This is a genomic window from uncultured Cetobacterium sp. (assembly GCF_945952365.1).
Classification (GTDB): domain Bacteria; phylum Fusobacteriota; class Fusobacteriia; order Fusobacteriales; family Fusobacteriaceae; genus Cetobacterium_A.
Genome location: NZ_CAMFHX010000013.1, coordinates 33500 through 48059, shown reverse-complemented (window position 1 = coordinate 48059; position 14560 = coordinate 33500). Strand labels below are relative to the sequence as shown.

At 30.7% G+C, this 14560-nt stretch carries 17 protein-coding genes; 16 read left to right on the top strand and 1 reads right to left on the bottom strand.

The window, feature by feature from the left end; all coding sequences use genetic code 11:
- Positions 1-29 precede the first annotated feature (29 nt).
- From serS to fba, 3 genes are all read left to right on the top strand, one after another.
- On the top strand, positions 30-1301 hold the full coding sequence (gene serS / locus Q0O83_RS06365) for a serine--tRNA ligase (protein ID WP_294095303.1): 1272 nt from the start codon (positions 30-32) through the stop codon (positions 1299-1301).
- Positions 1288-1758 (top strand): hypothetical protein, encoded by a 471-nt coding sequence (locus tag Q0O83_RS06360; protein WP_294095300.1) that lies wholly within the window; start codon positions 1288-1290, stop codon positions 1756-1758. The genes serS and Q0O83_RS06360 overlap by 14 nt, the downstream gene beginning before the upstream one ends.
- A 73-nt stretch (positions 1759-1831) precedes the next feature.
- Positions 1832-2809, top strand: coding sequence for a class II fructose-1,6-bisphosphate aldolase (fba, locus tag Q0O83_RS06355; protein ID WP_294095297.1), 978 nt, complete (start codon positions 1832-1834; stop codon positions 2807-2809).
- A 37-nt stretch (positions 2810-2846) separates the two neighbouring features.
- Here the strand turns inward: fba and Q0O83_RS06350 are convergent, their stop codons facing one another.
- Positions 2847-3086, bottom strand: a complete 240-nt coding sequence (locus Q0O83_RS06350) for a hypothetical protein (RefSeq protein WP_294095295.1) — start codon at positions 3084-3086, stop codon at positions 2847-2849.
- Positions 3087-3209: 123 nt separating this feature from the next.
- On the opposite strand from Q0O83_RS06350, the gene Q0O83_RS06345 reads away from it, so the two are divergent.
- The 13 genes from Q0O83_RS06345 (at position 3210) to Q0O83_RS06285 (ending at position 14558) form a co-directional block, all read left to right on the top strand.
- Positions 3210-4109: a LysR family transcriptional regulator gene (locus Q0O83_RS06345; RefSeq protein ID WP_294095288.1), complete on the top strand. Its 900-nt coding sequence runs from the start codon at positions 3210-3212 to the stop codon at positions 4107-4109.
- 78 nt (positions 4110-4187) lie between these two features.
- Entirely contained in the window at positions 4188-4682 is a 495-nt protein-coding gene (locus Q0O83_RS06340) for an NAD(P)H-dependent oxidoreductase subunit E (RefSeq protein ID WP_294095285.1), read from the top strand.
- A gap of 36 nt (positions 4683-4718) precedes the next feature.
- Positions 4719-6506: an NADH-quinone oxidoreductase subunit NuoF gene (locus Q0O83_RS06335; protein WP_294095283.1), complete on the top strand. Its 1788-nt coding sequence runs from the start codon at positions 4719-4721 to the stop codon at positions 6504-6506.
- Between the two features lie 12 nt (positions 6507-6518).
- Positions 6519-8282 carry an NADH-dependent [FeFe] hydrogenase, group A6 gene (locus Q0O83_RS06330; RefSeq protein ID WP_294095281.1) on the top strand — a complete coding sequence of 588 codons (1764 nt, stop codon included), beginning with the start codon at positions 6519-6521 and terminating at the stop codon, positions 8280-8282.
- Positions 8283-8415: 133 nt separating this feature from the next.
- Positions 8416-9519, top strand: a complete 1104-nt coding sequence (locus Q0O83_RS06325; RefSeq protein ID WP_294095279.1) for a M20/M25/M40 family metallo-hydrolase — start codon at positions 8416-8418, stop codon at positions 9517-9519.
- A 2-nt stretch (positions 9520-9521) separates the two neighbouring features.
- Positions 9522-10328, top strand: coding sequence for a rod shape-determining protein MreC (gene mreC / locus Q0O83_RS06320; RefSeq protein WP_294095277.1), 807 nt, complete (start codon positions 9522-9524; stop codon positions 10326-10328).
- Positions 10328-10879, top strand: a complete 552-nt coding sequence (locus Q0O83_RS06315; protein WP_294095275.1) for a hypothetical protein — start codon at positions 10328-10330, stop codon at positions 10877-10879. Before mreC ends, Q0O83_RS06315 begins: the two co-directional genes overlap by 1 nt.
- On the top strand, positions 10876-11580 hold the full coding sequence (recO, locus tag Q0O83_RS06310; RefSeq protein WP_294095273.1) for a DNA repair protein RecO: 705 nt from the start codon (positions 10876-10878) through the stop codon (positions 11578-11580). The genes Q0O83_RS06315 and recO overlap by 4 nt, the downstream gene beginning before the upstream one ends.
- Positions 11574-12044 (top strand): PTS sugar transporter subunit IIA, encoded by a 471-nt coding sequence (locus tag Q0O83_RS06305; protein ID WP_294095271.1) that lies wholly within the window; start codon positions 11574-11576, stop codon positions 12042-12044. Before recO ends, Q0O83_RS06305 begins: the two co-directional genes overlap by 7 nt.
- Before the next feature lie 9 nt (positions 12045-12053).
- A complete protein-coding gene (gene nrdR, locus Q0O83_RS06300) occupies positions 12054-12515 on the top strand; it encodes a transcriptional regulator NrdR (protein WP_294095270.1) in 462 nt (153 codons plus the stop codon).
- A complete protein-coding gene (aroQ, locus tag Q0O83_RS06295; protein ID WP_294095267.1) occupies positions 12512-12943 on the top strand; it encodes a type II 3-dehydroquinate dehydratase in 432 nt (143 codons plus the stop codon). The genes nrdR and aroQ overlap by 4 nt, the downstream gene beginning before the upstream one ends.
- An 8-nt stretch (positions 12944-12951) precedes the next feature.
- Positions 12952-13881: a methionyl-tRNA formyltransferase gene (gene fmt, locus Q0O83_RS06290; RefSeq protein WP_294095265.1), complete on the top strand. Its 930-nt coding sequence runs from the start codon at positions 12952-12954 to the stop codon at positions 13879-13881.
- A gap of 26 nt (positions 13882-13907) precedes the next feature.
- The gene (locus tag Q0O83_RS06285; RefSeq protein ID WP_294095263.1) at positions 13908-14558 is read left to right on the top strand and encodes a redox-sensing transcriptional repressor Rex; all 651 of its coding nucleotides are present in this window, start codon (positions 13908-13910) and stop codon (positions 14556-14558) included.
- The last annotated feature ends 2 nt before the right edge of the window (positions 14559-14560 follow it).

Here is a 14560-nt window from a genome sequence, read left to right as displayed (position 1 = left end):
TATAATATAAATATAAAGGAGAAAAGGCTATGCTAGATTTAAGATTTATTCGTGAAAATATTGATACACTTCAAGAGATGCTTGTGAACAGAGGAAGCAATATTGATCTTCAAGAGTTTGTAACATTAGATACAGAGAGAAGAGAAATTTTATCCGAAGTTGAAACATTAAAAAATAAAAGAAATACAGAGTCTGCAGAAGTAGCTAGAAGAAAAAAAGCTGGAGAGGACGCATCAGAAATAATTGCTGAAATGGGAAAAGTTTCTGCTCAAATAAAAGAGTTAGATGCAAAACTTGCTGAAGTTGAAGAGAAAGTAACATATTTCCAAATGACACTTCCAAACGCTTACCATTCAAGTACTCCAGTAGGAAAAGATGAAGACGATAACGTTGAAATCAGAAGATGGGGAACACCAAAAGAGTTTTCTTTCACACCAAAAGAGCACTGGGAATTAGGAGAAGAGCTAGGAATATTAGACTTCGAAAGAGGAGCTAAATTAGGTGGATCAAGATTTACTATATATAGAGGAGCAGCAGCTAGATTAGAGAGAGCTTTAATCAGCTTTATGCTAGATATACATACAACAGAGCATGGATATACAGAGCACTTAACACCATTCATCGTAAGAAGAGAGGTATGTGAAGGAACAGGACAACTACCTAAGTTCGAAGAGGATATGTATAAAACAACTGATGATATGTTCTTAATTTCTACTTCAGAAATTACATTAACAAACATTCACAGACAAGAGATTTTAAATGAAAGTGATCTACCAAAATACTACACAGCGTACTCGCCTTGTTTCAGAAGAGAAGCTGGATCATATGGAAGAGATTTAAAAGGATTAATCAGACAACATCAATTTAATAAAGTTGAAATGGTTAAGTTAGCAACTCCAGAAACATCGTATGATGAGTTAGAGAAAATGTTACTTAACGCTGAAACTATTCTTCAAAGATTAGAGTTACCATACAGAGTAATTCACCTTTGTTCAGGAGATATGGGATTCGGGGCAGCTAAAACTTATGATATAGAAGTATGGTTACCTGGGCAAAATAAATTTAGAGAGATATCTTCTTGTTCTAACTGTGGAGATTTCCAATCAAGAAGAATGGGATTAAAGTATAGACCAGAAGGAAGCTCAAAGAGTGAGTTCTGCCATACATTAAATGGATCAGGATTAGCAGTAGGAAGAACATTACTTGCAATCATGGAAAACTACCAACAAGAGGATGGGTCATTCTTAATACCAGAAGCATTAGTACCATACATGGGTGGTATGACTGTTGTTAAAAAGTAGTCTTTTAGTTTTATTTATCTTGAATCTATTGATTAAAGATATGAGAGTATTGGGAGTTTTGTTATTTGTTGGAGTTTTATTAAATATATTTTTAAATAAAGAGTTACTGAAACATCTGAAAAAATTAAAGTTTCTTTTATTTATCTATTTAACTACTTTTTTAGCTCAGATATATTATAATCAAGAGGGAGAGGTATTTTTTAAAATTTATAACATCTATGTTACAAAAGGTGGTATTTTAAATTTTGCTTCGAGTTTTTTAAGAATAATCAATTTAATTTTATTATCTTGGTTAGTGAATACTCAAAAGGTATTACCTAAGAGTTTAGCATCTTATCAACAAATAGTTGAGGATGTAATTGAACTTATTCCTGAAGTTTTTAAAATATTTAAGAGTAAAAGAAAAATAAAGTGGTTTTTTAGATATATTTTAAGTCAAATAAAGATAAAAAACTAATAGTTTCAAAAATTGATTTTAGTTCAAAAATTTGTTATATTAATAGATGAATAAAATATCAGGAGGAAAAGTTATGTCATATAATTATAAAGATTTAGGATTATCTAACACTAGAGAAATGTTCGCAAAAGCTAATAAAGAGCACTACGCAGTTCCAGCATTCAACTTCAACAACATGGAGCAAATGTTAGCAATCGTAGAAGCTTGTGCTGAAATGGGATCACCAGTTATATTACAATGTTCTACAGGAGCATTAAAATATATGACAAAAGAGGTTGCTCCATTATTAGCAAAGGCAGCTGTAGATAGAGCAAGAGCTATGGGATCAGACATTCCAGTAGCGTTACACTTAGATCACGGACCAAACTTAGATGCAGTAAAAGCTTGTATAGATGCAGGATTCTCATCAGTAATGATCGATGGATCTCACTATTCATTCGAAGAAAATATAGCAATTACAAAAGAAGTTGTAGAGTACGCAAAGCAATTTGACGTAACTGTAGAAGCTGAATTAGGAGTTCTAGCTGGAGTAGAGGATGACGTTGTTGCAGAGCACAGCATCTTCACAAACCCTGATGAAGTAGAAGAGTTTGTATCAAGAACTGGAGTAGAATCATTAGCAATCGCTATTGGAACATCTCATGGAGCTCACAAGTTCAAGCCAGGAACTGACCCTAAGTTAGAGTTAAACATCTTAGCTGAAATTGAAAGAAGATTACCAGGATTCCCAATTGTATTACATGGATCATCAGCAGTACCTCAAAAGTACGTTGAAGAGATCAAAAAATTCGGTGGACAATTAAAAGATGCTATCGGAATTCCAGATACAGAGTTAATGGGAGCTGCTAAATCAGGTGTTGCAAAAATAAACGTTGATACTGATGGAAGACTTGCGTTCACTGCTGGAGTAAGAAGAGTATTCGGAGAAACACCTGCAGAGTTCGATCCAAGAAAATACTTAGGTGTTGCACAAGCTGAAATGAAAGCTTACTACAAATCAAAAATCAAAACTGTTTTCGGATCAGAAAACGCTTACACTGCTGCAAAGTAGTTTAAATAAAAAAACCTGTAGATTTCTACAGGTTTTTTTATTTTATATATTTCCCCATTTTATATATATAAGTTTTACTTATCTCGCCATTATTTTTATAAAGAGTATATACTCCGTGTAACTTTCCATTTTTATAGTTTGCTTCTGATTTTACAGAGCCATTTTCAAAATATGTTAATTCTTTTCCATTTTTTAAATTTTTAGGTTCACTATTTTTTTGCAACTTTGGTAAAAAGAATAGTGACAAAATAGTAAGAACAGAAATAGATTTTTTCATTTTTAATTACACCTCGATTAGTTTTATTAAACATAATATAACATCTCAAACATTATTGGTCCAATATTATAATATATATAATAGTTATAAGTTTTATGTTATAATCATTTTGGAGGTGTTAAAATGGATTTAAATAAATTTGAATATATACTATGTGTAGCACAGGAGAGAAGTTTTACAAAAGCAGCAGCAAAACTTTATATTTCTCAGCCAGCGTTAAGTCAATATGTTGCAACTTTAGAGGAACAAATTAAAGTTAAACTATTTGATAGAAGTGTAACACCATTAAAATTAACTTTGGCAGGAGAAATTTTTATAAAAAGAGCCTTAGAAATTTTAGAATTAAAAAAAGATTTGTGGAGAGAACTACAAGATTTAGCAGATAATTTGGTGGGAAATATTTCAATTGGAGTTTCTCCAAATAGAAGTTTATATCTTTTGCCCTATTTCTTTTCAGATTTAAAAGATAGTTTTCCAAATATAAGAGTTGAAATTGTAGAAAAAAATAGCCAAGATTTGGAAAAAGGAGTTTTAGATGGAAGAATAGATATTGCTATAATATCTTTACCATTAACAAATGCAGATTTAGATTATATAAAATTTTTCGAAGAGGAGCTATTTTTAGTTACACCTAAAAATACTGAGTATAGTAAAAAATTTGTTGATGGAAAAATAGATTTTACTCTACTAGCTGAGGAAAAATTTATTTTATTGAAAGAAAAACAAAAGCTGAGAAGTGTTATTGAAAGTGTATTTTTAAAAAATAGATTTATTCCAAATATATACTTAGAAACAGAAAACCAAGAGTGTGTTTTAGAGATGATATCTTTGGGAATGGGGGTAGGTTTCACATCTAATATGATTTTAAAAAATAAAAGATGGGAGGATAAAATTGAAGCTTTTCAGTTAAATGAAGATGGTTTAAATAGAGAGTTTGCAGTTGTTTTTAAAAAAAATAAAAAAATAAATAATGTTGAAAAAGAATTTATAGAAATTTTACAAAAAAAATTTAAGTTATTTTAGCTATTGATTTTTAAAAAAAAATATAGTAATAGAATATAGTGAATTCTTCAGAAAATAAAATCAAAATAGGAGGTAAAAATGGCTTGCAGCAATGAGTTAAAAAAAGAGTTGTATGATGAATTGAAGAAGTATATAGATGAAGTTAGAGAGAAAAATGGTGCTTTAATCTCTGTACTTCATAAGGGGCAAGAGATATTTGGATATCTACCTCAAGAAGTACAAGAGTTTATAGCAAAAGAATTAAATTTACCAATAGCAAAGGTATACGGAGTAGTAAGTTTTTATCATTTCTTTTCAATGGTTCCAAAAGGGAAACATCCAATTTCAGTTTGTATGGGAACGGCTTGTTATGTTAGGGGAGCTGAAAAGGTATTGAACAGTATAAAAAACTATTTAGGTGTGGATGTTGGTCAAACAACAGAGGACGGTTTGTTCTCGATAGACGCTCTAAGATGTGTGGGAGCTTGTGGATTAGCACCAGTTGTTCTTATCGGAAAAGATGTATATGGTAAAGAAGATGTGAAAGATATGAAGAAAATACTAGAGAAGTATAGAAAACAAGAATCGAAATAATCGTTATTACATTAAAAGTATTTTAGGAGGCTAGTTATGAAAGAGATAAAGAAAATACTTGTTTGTGGTGGTACTGGTTGTTTATCTGCAAAAGCAGCAAAAATTGTGGAAAACTTAAGAAAATCAATAAAAGAGCATGGATTGAAAGAGGATGTAGAGGTTATTCAAACGGGGTGCTTTGGATTCTGTGAGAAAGGACCTATAGTTAAAATAATTCCAGAAAATACATTTTATATTGAAGTAAAACCAGAGGATGCAGAAAGAATAATAGTAGAAGACATAATTAGTGAGAAAAGAATAGTTGATTTGTTGTATATCGATCCAAGAAATGGTGAGAGAGTTTTTGAAGGTGAAAATATGGAGTTTTATAAAAAGCAATTGAGAATGGCTTTAAAAAATTGTGGAACTATTGATCCTGAATCAATAGAACAATATATTGCTGCAGATGGATATGCTGCTTTCAAAAAAGTTTTAACAACAATAAAACCAGAAAATGTAATAAAGATTATTAAGGATTCAGGACTTCGAGGTCGAGGTGGAGGAGGATACTCAACAGGTTTGAAATGGGAGTTTGCTTCTAAAAATATATCAGATCAAAAATATATAGTTTGTAATGCTGATGAGGGAGATCCAGGAGCTTTCATGGATAGATCTATTTTAGAGGGAGACCCACATAGTATAATAGAGGGAATGGCGATAGCTGGATATTCGATAGGAGCTACAAAGGGGCTTGTATATATAAGAGCTGAGTATCCATTAGCAATAGATAGATTGCGAAAAGCAATTGAATCTGCAAGAACTGAAGGTATTTTGGGTGAAAATATATTCGGAACAGAGTTTTCTTTTGATATAGAGATTAAGTATGGAGCTGGAGCATTTGTTTGTGGAGAGGAAACAGCTTTAATTCACTCTATGGAGGGTGAAAGAGGAGAGCCAACAACAAAACCACCTTATCCAGCTGAATCAGGATATTGGGGGAAACCAACAATAGTAAATAATGTTGAAACACTAGCGAATATAGCTCAAATCATATTAAAAGGAACTGAGTGGTTTAGAAGTATAGGAACTAAAAACTCACCTGGGACAAAAGTTTTTGCTTTAGCAGGAAAAATAAACAATGTTGGATTAGTAGAAGTGCCTATGGGAACAACCTTAAGAGAGGTTATTTTTGAAATAGGTGGAGGAATAAAAAATAATAAAAAGTTTAAAGCGGTTCAAACAGGAGGACCATCTGGTGGATGTTTAACAGAGAATGATTTGGATACACCAATAGATTTTGATACGTTGTTGGCAAAAGGATCAATGATGGGATCAGGTGGAATGATTGTAATGGATGAAGATGATTGTATGGTTGGAGTTTCAAAATTCTATTTGGAATTTACTGTTGATGAATCTTGTGGAAAGTGTGCACCATGTAGAATAGGTAACACAAGGCTCTGGGAAATACTAGATAGAATAACGAAAGGAGAGGGAAAAGAAGAGGATATAGGACTTTTAAGAGAGCTTTCTCAAACAATAAAAACAACTTCTCTTTGTGGATTAGGACAAACATCTCCAAATCCAATACTATCAACGTTGAATCAATTCATGGATGAATATTTAGAACATATACACGACAGAAAGTGTAGAGCAGGACAATGCCAAGCTTTAAGAAGATATCTTGTTAATGATAGATGTGTTGGATGTACAGCTTGTGCAAGAGTTTGCCCAGTGGCTTGTATTGATGGTAAAGTAAAAGAGAGACATGTGATAGATCAAAGTAGATGTATTAAATGTGGAGCTTGTCATAGTGCTTGTAAATTTAATGCAATAGATGTAGCTTAGTGGAGGTAGTTTATGAAAAATGTTATTGTTATAATAGATGGTAAAGAAGTAGAAGCTTTAGCAGGAACAACAATATTAGAAGCAGCAAAAAGTGCTGGAATAAAAATACCGAGCTTATGTTACATGAATATACCAGAGATTGGATTTAAAAATGATTGTGCTTCGTGTAGAATATGTGTTGTAGAAGTAGTTGGAAGGAAAAATTTAGTTCCATCTTGTGCAACGCCGATTTCACCAGGAATGATAATAAATACAAATACAATGGAAGTTCTAGAGAAGAGAAGAAATGTTTTGGAGTTGATGCTTTCAAACCACCCAACAGATTGTTTGATCTGTGCTAAGAATGGAAAATGTGATTTACAAACTTTGGCAATGGAGTTTGGAATTAGAGATATAAGATTTAAAGGAAAAATATTTGAATATAGAAGAGAGGTTTCACCATCTATAGTTAGAGATTTGGATAAATGTATAATGTGTAGAAGATGTGAAAATATGTGCAATAATATTCAGCAATGTCAGGTTTTATCAGCTGTGAATAGAGGATTTAAATCAGTTGTTTCTACAGCTTTTGAATCAGATTTAGATAAAACCAATTGTACATTCTGTGGGCAGTGTGTTGCTGTTTGTCCAGTAGGAGCTCTTTATGAGAAAGATTATACATGGGGACTTATAAAAGATATAGCAAATCCGAGAAAAAGAGTTACGGTTCAGGTTGCACCAGCTGTTAGAGTAGCAATAGGTGAAGAGTTTGGCTATGAGCCAGGAACAGATGTTACAGGCAAATTGGTAACGGCTTTGAGGAAGTTAGGATTTGATGATATTTTTGATACAAACTATGCAGCAGATTTGACAATTATGGAGGAAGCAGCAGAGTTTAAATTGAGATTGGAAAAATATTTAAATGGTGATAAAGGTGTAAAATTACCAATATTGACATCTTGTTGCCCTGCATGGGTTAATTTTATAGAGTATCATTATCCAGATATGCTAGATATTCCATCTTCTGCAAAGTCACCACAACAGATGTTTGGAGCGGTCTTAAAAAATATTTGGGGACCAGCGAGAGGAATAAAAAGAGAAGAGATAATAAACGTTTCGATAATGCCTTGTTTAGCTAAAAAATATGAAGCTTCGAGAAAAGAGTTTTCAACAGATGGAGTTCCTGATGTGGATTATTCTATTTCAACAAGAGAGTTAGCACACCTTTTAAAACAATCAAATATTGATTTAAGAAAGCTTGAGGATTCAGAGTTTGATAATCCTTTAGGATATTCAACGGGCGCAGCGGTGATATTTGGTAGAACAGGAGGAGTTATTGAAGCCGCTACAAGAACTCTTTATGAATGGATGACAAATGAAACTTTAGAAGAGGTTAACTTTGAATCAATGAGAGGGATGCATGGAATAAAAATCAGTGAAGTAAAAATTGGTGATACTCTTGTGAAGATTGCTATCGCAAATGGATTATCTTCAGCAAGAGAGGTTTTAGATAGAGTTCGATCAGGAGAGGAGTTTTTCCATGCGATTGAGATTATGGCATGTAAAGGTGGATGTGTTGGAGGGGGAGGGCAACCTTATCATCACGGAGATTTTGAAAAGGTAATAAAAAGAGCAGAGGGACTACAAAGTATTGATAATGGAAAAATGTTTAGAAAATCACATGAAAATCCATATATTCAGTCTTTATATGAAAAATATTTAGAACATCCTTTAAGTTCAGAAGCTCATAGAATACTACATACGAAATATTATTCTAAAAAAAATAAAAACGAATAAGCATATTAGAAAAAAATAACAGTAGTACCTAACTACTGTTATTTTTTGTTGTCTTTAACTCTTTACAAAGGAATGACAATGTAATATAATCTAAGGAAGAATATCAAAAAATAGATAACCTACGGGAGGACAAATGATAAAAGAAACTAGATTGGTAGAGAATTTTTTAGATATGGTAAAAATCTCATCTCCTTCAAAGAATGAAAGAGCTATGGGAGACTATCTGATTAAACTACTAGAAGAGTTAGGATTAGAAGTAAAAGAGGATAACGCAGGAGAAGTAAACGGTGGAAACTGTGGTAATATAATTGGAGTTTTAAAATCTCCAGGAAAGAAAAAACTTTTATTCAGTGCACATATGGATACAGTAGTACCTTGTGAAAAAGTAACTCCAATAGTAGAGAATGGAGTTATAAAATCAGATGGAACATCAATTCTAGGTGGAGATGATAAGGGAGGAATAGCAGCAATAATTGAGATGCTAAGAGTGATAAAAGAAAATAACTTGGATCATCCAGAAATTATAGTTGTTTTTTCTATGGCAGAAGAGATTGGATTATTAGGTTCTAAAGCTTTTGATATAGAAAGTTATGGTGTAGATTTTGGATTTATTTTAGATTCGAGTGGAAAGCCAGGAAAAATAATAACAAAAGCACCATCAGCTGCAAGAGGAATTATAACAATAGTAGGAAAACCAGCTCATGCAGGAATATCACCTGAAAGTGGAATCAACGCTTTAACAGTTGCTGCACATGCAATTACAAAAATAAAATTAGGAAGAATTGACACTGAAACAACATCAAATATTGGTGTGGTTAAAGGTGGACAAGCAACAAATATTGTTATGCCTTCAGTAGAGTTAGATTATGAAGCAAGAAGTTTATCTAATGAAAAATTAGAAGTTTTATTAAAAGAAACATTTGATATATTCGAAGATGTTTGCAAAGAATTTGGAGCTAAAATGGAAAATACTGTAAAAGTAGAGTATCCAGGATTTGCTTTAGAGGATAATGCAGAGGTTGTTGAAATAGTCAAAGCTGCTTGTCAAAAAGTTGGAATTGAAAGTGAAACAGTTTCTTCAGGTGGAGGAAGTGACACTAATATCTATAATAACAAAGGTGTTCCAAGTGTAAATTTAGCTGTAGGGATGTCAAAAGTACACACACTAGAGGAGTATATTGAAATAAAGGATTTAGTTGATCTGTCAAAAATATTAGTTGAAATTATAAAAGGATAGAGATGAAAACAGGAAAGAAAAAAAATGGTGTTTTAAATATAATCTATTTATTAATTATTATAATGGTTGTAGTTTTCTTTGCAAAAGATGTTTTTATGTATACAATGACGGGAATTGAAGAGTTTTTACTTCCGTTTCAATCACGTATATACTTCTTAGGAAAAGCAGCAAAAGAAAGCACTGAGAGTGTTATAAACTATAAGGATTTAGTTTCTGAAAATAGTAAGTTAAAACATAGTATAGCTGAAAAGTCATTAGTTGAAGAAAAAAATCAAAGACTATTAGAAGAAAATACAAGATTAAGAGATCTTTTAGAAATGAAAGAACATTTTAAATTTAAATTTAAAGTTGGTAAGATAAGTTTTCAACAAACAAGAGAGATGTATGAAAGTTTTGCAATAAATATTGGAGAAACGGATGGAATTGAAAAAAATATGCCAGTTCTTTTCAATGAGATATTAGTAGGACGTGTGGAAAAAGTATTTAAAAATTACTCTATTGTACAAATGATAACTTTCCAAGATTCTATAGTAAGTGCAACTGCAGGAGATGACACGATTGGAATTATAAAAGGAAATAGAAGTGATCAATTAATTTTTGAACCAGTTTCTTTCCACGAAGCACAATTGAATGTTGGAGATAAAATTTTAACTTCTGGAATTAGTGATGTTTATCCAAAAGGTCTATCGATTGGAGAGATTGTAGAGATAAAACCTAAATATGACAAAACTGTAGAGTACATAGTGAAATTACCATTTAATATAACGGATATGAATGAGATAATAGTTCTTACAGAGGTGGATAGATAATGAAAAAATTTTTTATGTTTTTAGTAGTATCGTCATCACTTTTTGCAGCAACTAATAGAATATCTAATATAAAAGATATTTATTCAAACGTAAAAGAGAGTATCTACTTAAATGGAGAGGAAAGAAAAAAAGAGTATACGATAGAGTATGTAGCTCAGGATTATTTAAGAAAAGAGATGTCACTTCCGAATGTGAATAAAGGAGAGATTTTTCAATATGAAAATGGAGAATCTTATCAGTATATACCTTTATTTAACGAAGTTTCAAAAAATAAAAGTGAAGATGTGAGTAATTTTTTATCAATTATTAAAGATTTGAAAATAAAAGATCAAAATGATAAAGAATTTAGTGAAAATTATTATCTAGAAAAAATAAAAGAGATAAAATACAAAGATGCTTACACAATAAAAGTAAAGCAATATAGAAAAATAAATGGGTACTTACTACCTATTAAAATGGAAATTTTTGAAAAAAACACTAAAGTAGCAGAACTACATTTAGAAAATACAAAAGTTAATAGTGGCCTTAAAAGAAAGGAACTAAAAAAATGAAATTTATAAAAACCAAGGGATTGATAATAAAAAAAGTAGATTTTGGAGAAGGAGATAGAATTATAACTGTTTTTTCTGAAAATTTTGGAAAAATTGATCTCTTGGTTAAAGGAATTAGAAAAAGTAAAAAAAGAGACCAAAGTTCGGTAGATTTATTGACTCTATCAAATTTTACATTTTATAAAAAAGGTGATAATTTTATACTTAATACAATAGACAGTATTGACTTTTTTTATGATTTAAAAACGGATATAGAAAAGTTAGAAATTGTATCTTATATTCTCTCTATAGTTAATGAACTAATTTTGCCAGGTGAGAGAAAAAAAGAGTTTTTTGAAAGGTTAGAAAAAACTTTATATTTTATTGTGAAAAATAGTAGTTACACTAATTTTTTATTAGTTTTAAAAATGCTAAATTGGATGATAAAAAATGAAGGATATAGAATAGATATAGCTGGTCAAAAATATTTTAATATTTCTGAATCGGTTATAAATGATTTTGGAAACGATAAAGTTATACCTTTAAAAAAAGAATTATTTGAAGTGTTGTCAAATATAGAGAAAGCTGAATCAATCTCAGAAGAAAAAACAGATATTAATACGGTGATTGATGCGATTGTTCTTTATGAAAAATATATAAACTATCATTTAGATACGAAATTAAATCTAAAGAAACATTTATTTGGAGGTTACTCATGTTAAACATAGTTAAAATAACTGATTATATGTCAGAGGAACTAATATCACTTAATCTAAAAGCTAAAACAAAAGATGAAGCATTAAAAGAGTTATCAACTTTGATAGGAAAATCAGAGAAAATAAGCAAAAAAGATGTGATATATAAAGCTCTTTTAGAAAGAGAAAATTTAGGAAGTACAGGGATAGGAAAAGGGGTAGCAATACCACATGCTAAAACTGATGCAGCGGAGAGTTTAACAATAGCTTTTGGAATAAGTAGAGAGGGAGTAGATTTTAAATCTTTAGATCAAGAAAAAGTAAAGATATTTTTTGTATTTGCATCACCATTTAAAGATAGTCAAATTTATTTAAAAGTACTGGCAAGAATTTCAAGATTAATAAGAGATGAAAATTTTAGAGAAAAGCTTTTAAATTGTGGAAATGCAAAAGAGATATTGGAGTGTATAGACAAAGAGGAAGCTTTATAGGGAGAGAGTATGAGATGTCCATTTTGTAATAGTGAAGACACAAAAGTAATAGATAGTAGAGCATTTTCAGAAAATAATTCTATAAAAAGAAGAAGAGGCTGTAATAGTTGTGAAAAAAGATTTACTACCTATGAAAGAATAGAGGAAAATCCAATCTACGTAGTTAAAAAAAATAAAAGTAGAGAAAAATTTAATAAAGAAAAATTATTAAGAGGATTAGAAAGAGCAACTAACAAAAGAAATATAAGTAGAGATGACTTAGAAAAGTTTATTGCTGATGTGGAAAAAGTAATACAAAACACTTTAAAAAATGAGATAACAACACAGGAGTTAGGGGAGCTTGTACTAGATAAATTAAAAGAGTTAGACGAGGTTGCATATGTTAGATTTGCATCTGTATATAAAGAGTTCGATGATATAAAATCTTTTATTGATACTGTTGAAGATATAAAAAAGGATAAAAAAATATGAAAGTTCTAATTATAAATGGACCAAATTTAAATTTTCTAGGAAAAAGAGAACCTGAAATTTATGGAAACAAAACTTTAGATATAATAAATAGCGAAATTGAAATATTTGGAAAAAACCATGAGATGGAATTAAGTTTTTATCAATCGAATCACGAAGGGTTTATTATTGATAAAATTCAGGAAGTGTATAAAGAGATTGATTACTTGATAATAAATCCAGGGGCATTAACACATTATGGGATAGGAATAAGAGATGCGATTTTGTCAACTAATATGAAAACAATAGAAGTTCATTTATCTAATGTTTACTCGAGGGAGGAGTTTAGACATAAATCCGTAATATCGGATATATGTATAGGGAAAATTACTGGTTTCGGTTCAGAAGGGTATAAAATGGCTCTTCAATACTTGAGTAGCTTAAAAAAATAGGAGGCAAAATGAGAATTTTATTTATGGGAACACCAGAGTTTGCGGTTCCATCGTTAGATACATTAAGAAAAAAGCATGAGATAGTAGGAATATTTACAAAAGTGGATAAACCTAACACTAGAGGAAAAAAAATTAAATATACACCAGTTAAAGAGTATGGGTTAGAAAACAATATACCAGTTTATCAACCAAATTCATTAAAAACAGATGAAACATTTGATTTAATAAAAGAGTTAAATCCAGATCTAATTGTAGTTGTTGCATATGGTAAAATAATTCCAAACAACATAATAGATTTTCCAAAATATGGAATAATAAATGTTCACTCATCACTACTTCCAAAATTTAGAGGAGCAGCTCCTATAAATGCAGCTATTATAGCTGGAGAGAAAGAGAGTGGAGTAACTATTATGGATATAGCAGAAGAACTTGATGCAGGAGATATAATATTAAAAGGGGTAACTCCTATATACGAAGAGGATACATTCTTAACTTTACACGATAGATTAAAACTTATTGGAGCTGAAAAGCTTGATGAGGCAGTGGATCAAATTCAAAATGGAACAGCTCAAAGAGAGGTTCAAGACCATTCAGCTGTTACTTTTGTAAAACCGTATAAGAAAACTGATTGTATTATTGATTGGAGCAAAACAGAGGAAGAGATTTTCAACTTTGTAAGAGGAATGAATCCTTTCCCAACAGCTTATACAACACATAACGACAAGATTTTAAAAGTTTATGCTGTGGAAAAACTTAATAGAGTTTACGATGGGGAAAATGGAGAGATAGTAGATTCTATTAAAGGAAAAGGGTTTGTTGTAAAAGTTGGTAATGGAAGCGTAATCTTAACAGATATTAAACCTGAAAACAAAAAAAATATTTCAGGAAGAGATAGTATAAATGGTAATTTATTTAAAATAGGTGAAATTTTAAAATAAAATTAAGTGGGGGGAGATGTAAAATAATGAAGACTTCAGAAAGAAAAGAAAAAATCTCGAGAAAGACCATAGAGAGACTGACGATGTATTTAAAGTGCTTAGATAAATTTTCACCGGAGGATTATATCTCATCCGAAGAAATGGGCGTTTTATTGGGAGTAACAGCAGCTCAAATAAGGAAAGATTTCTCTAATTTTATAATGGACATCGAGTCGTGTATAGGAATAAGGGGCAAAGGGTATAACGTAAAGTGTCTTTACGAAATGATTGAAAATATATTGGGAATAAATAAACAAAATAATGTAATAATTGTTGGAGCTGGAAAATTAGGAAATGCGATATTGCTAGAGGGAGATATTGATAAACCTAGATTTAATATTGTTGGAATTTTTGATATAACAAAAAGTAGAATTGGAAAAGAGTATAAAGGAATAAAAATAAGTAGTGTAAGTGATATCCCTAGAATTGCTGCTGAGCAGAAGATAGATTTAGCAATCATAACAGAAAATAAATCAATCGCTCAACAAGTCACAGATATTGTTACACAATCTGGAGTAAAAGCAATATTAAATATGACATCTTTAGAGATAAAAGTTCCAAAAGATGTTGTAATTGAGCATATAGATTTAAATAGAAAGCTTCAAGAGTTGAATTACTGGAAAGAAAAGGTGGAATAGTA

Excerpts from the sequence above, each read along its gene's own strand:
- serS (WP_294095303.1), top strand. The coding sequence starts at position 30 with ATGCTAGATTTAAGATTTATTCGTGAAAATATTGATACACTTCAAGAG.
- fba (WP_294095297.1), top strand. The coding sequence starts at position 1,832 with ATGTCATATAATTATAAAGATTTAGGATTATCTAACACTAGAGAAATG.
- Q0O83_RS06350 (WP_294095295.1), bottom strand. The coding sequence starts at position 3,086 with ATGAAAAAATCTATTTCTGTTCTTACTATTTTGTCACTATTCTTTTTA.
- Q0O83_RS06345 (WP_294095288.1), top strand. The coding sequence starts at position 3,210 with ATGGATTTAAATAAATTTGAATATATACTATGTGTAGCACAGGAGAGA.
- Q0O83_RS06340 (WP_294095285.1), top strand. The coding sequence starts at position 4,188 with ATGGCTTGCAGCAATGAGTTAAAAAAAGAGTTGTATGATGAATTGAAG.
- Q0O83_RS06335 (WP_294095283.1), top strand. The coding sequence starts at position 4,719 with ATGAAAGAGATAAAGAAAATACTTGTTTGTGGTGGTACTGGTTGTTTA.
- Q0O83_RS06330 (WP_294095281.1), top strand. The coding sequence starts at position 6,519 with ATGAAAAATGTTATTGTTATAATAGATGGTAAAGAAGTAGAAGCTTTA.
- Q0O83_RS06325 (WP_294095279.1), top strand. The coding sequence starts at position 8,416 with ATGATAAAAGAAACTAGATTGGTAGAGAATTTTTTAGATATGGTAAAA.
- mreC (WP_294095277.1), top strand. The coding sequence starts at position 9,522 with ATGAAAACAGGAAAGAAAAAAAATGGTGTTTTAAATATAATCTATTTA.
- Q0O83_RS06315 (WP_294095275.1), top strand. The coding sequence starts at position 10,328 with ATGAAAAAATTTTTTATGTTTTTAGTAGTATCGTCATCACTTTTTGCA.
- recO (WP_294095273.1), top strand. The coding sequence starts at position 10,876 with ATGAAATTTATAAAAACCAAGGGATTGATAATAAAAAAAGTAGATTTT.
- Q0O83_RS06305 (WP_294095271.1), top strand. The coding sequence starts at position 11,574 with ATGTTAAACATAGTTAAAATAACTGATTATATGTCAGAGGAACTAATA.
- nrdR (WP_294095270.1), top strand. The coding sequence starts at position 12,054 with ATGAGATGTCCATTTTGTAATAGTGAAGACACAAAAGTAATAGATAGT.
- aroQ (WP_294095267.1), top strand. The coding sequence starts at position 12,512 with ATGAAAGTTCTAATTATAAATGGACCAAATTTAAATTTTCTAGGAAAA.
- fmt (WP_294095265.1), top strand. The coding sequence starts at position 12,952 with ATGAGAATTTTATTTATGGGAACACCAGAGTTTGCGGTTCCATCGTTA.
- Q0O83_RS06285 (WP_294095263.1), top strand. The coding sequence starts at position 13,908 with ATGAAGACTTCAGAAAGAAAAGAAAAAATCTCGAGAAAGACCATAGAG.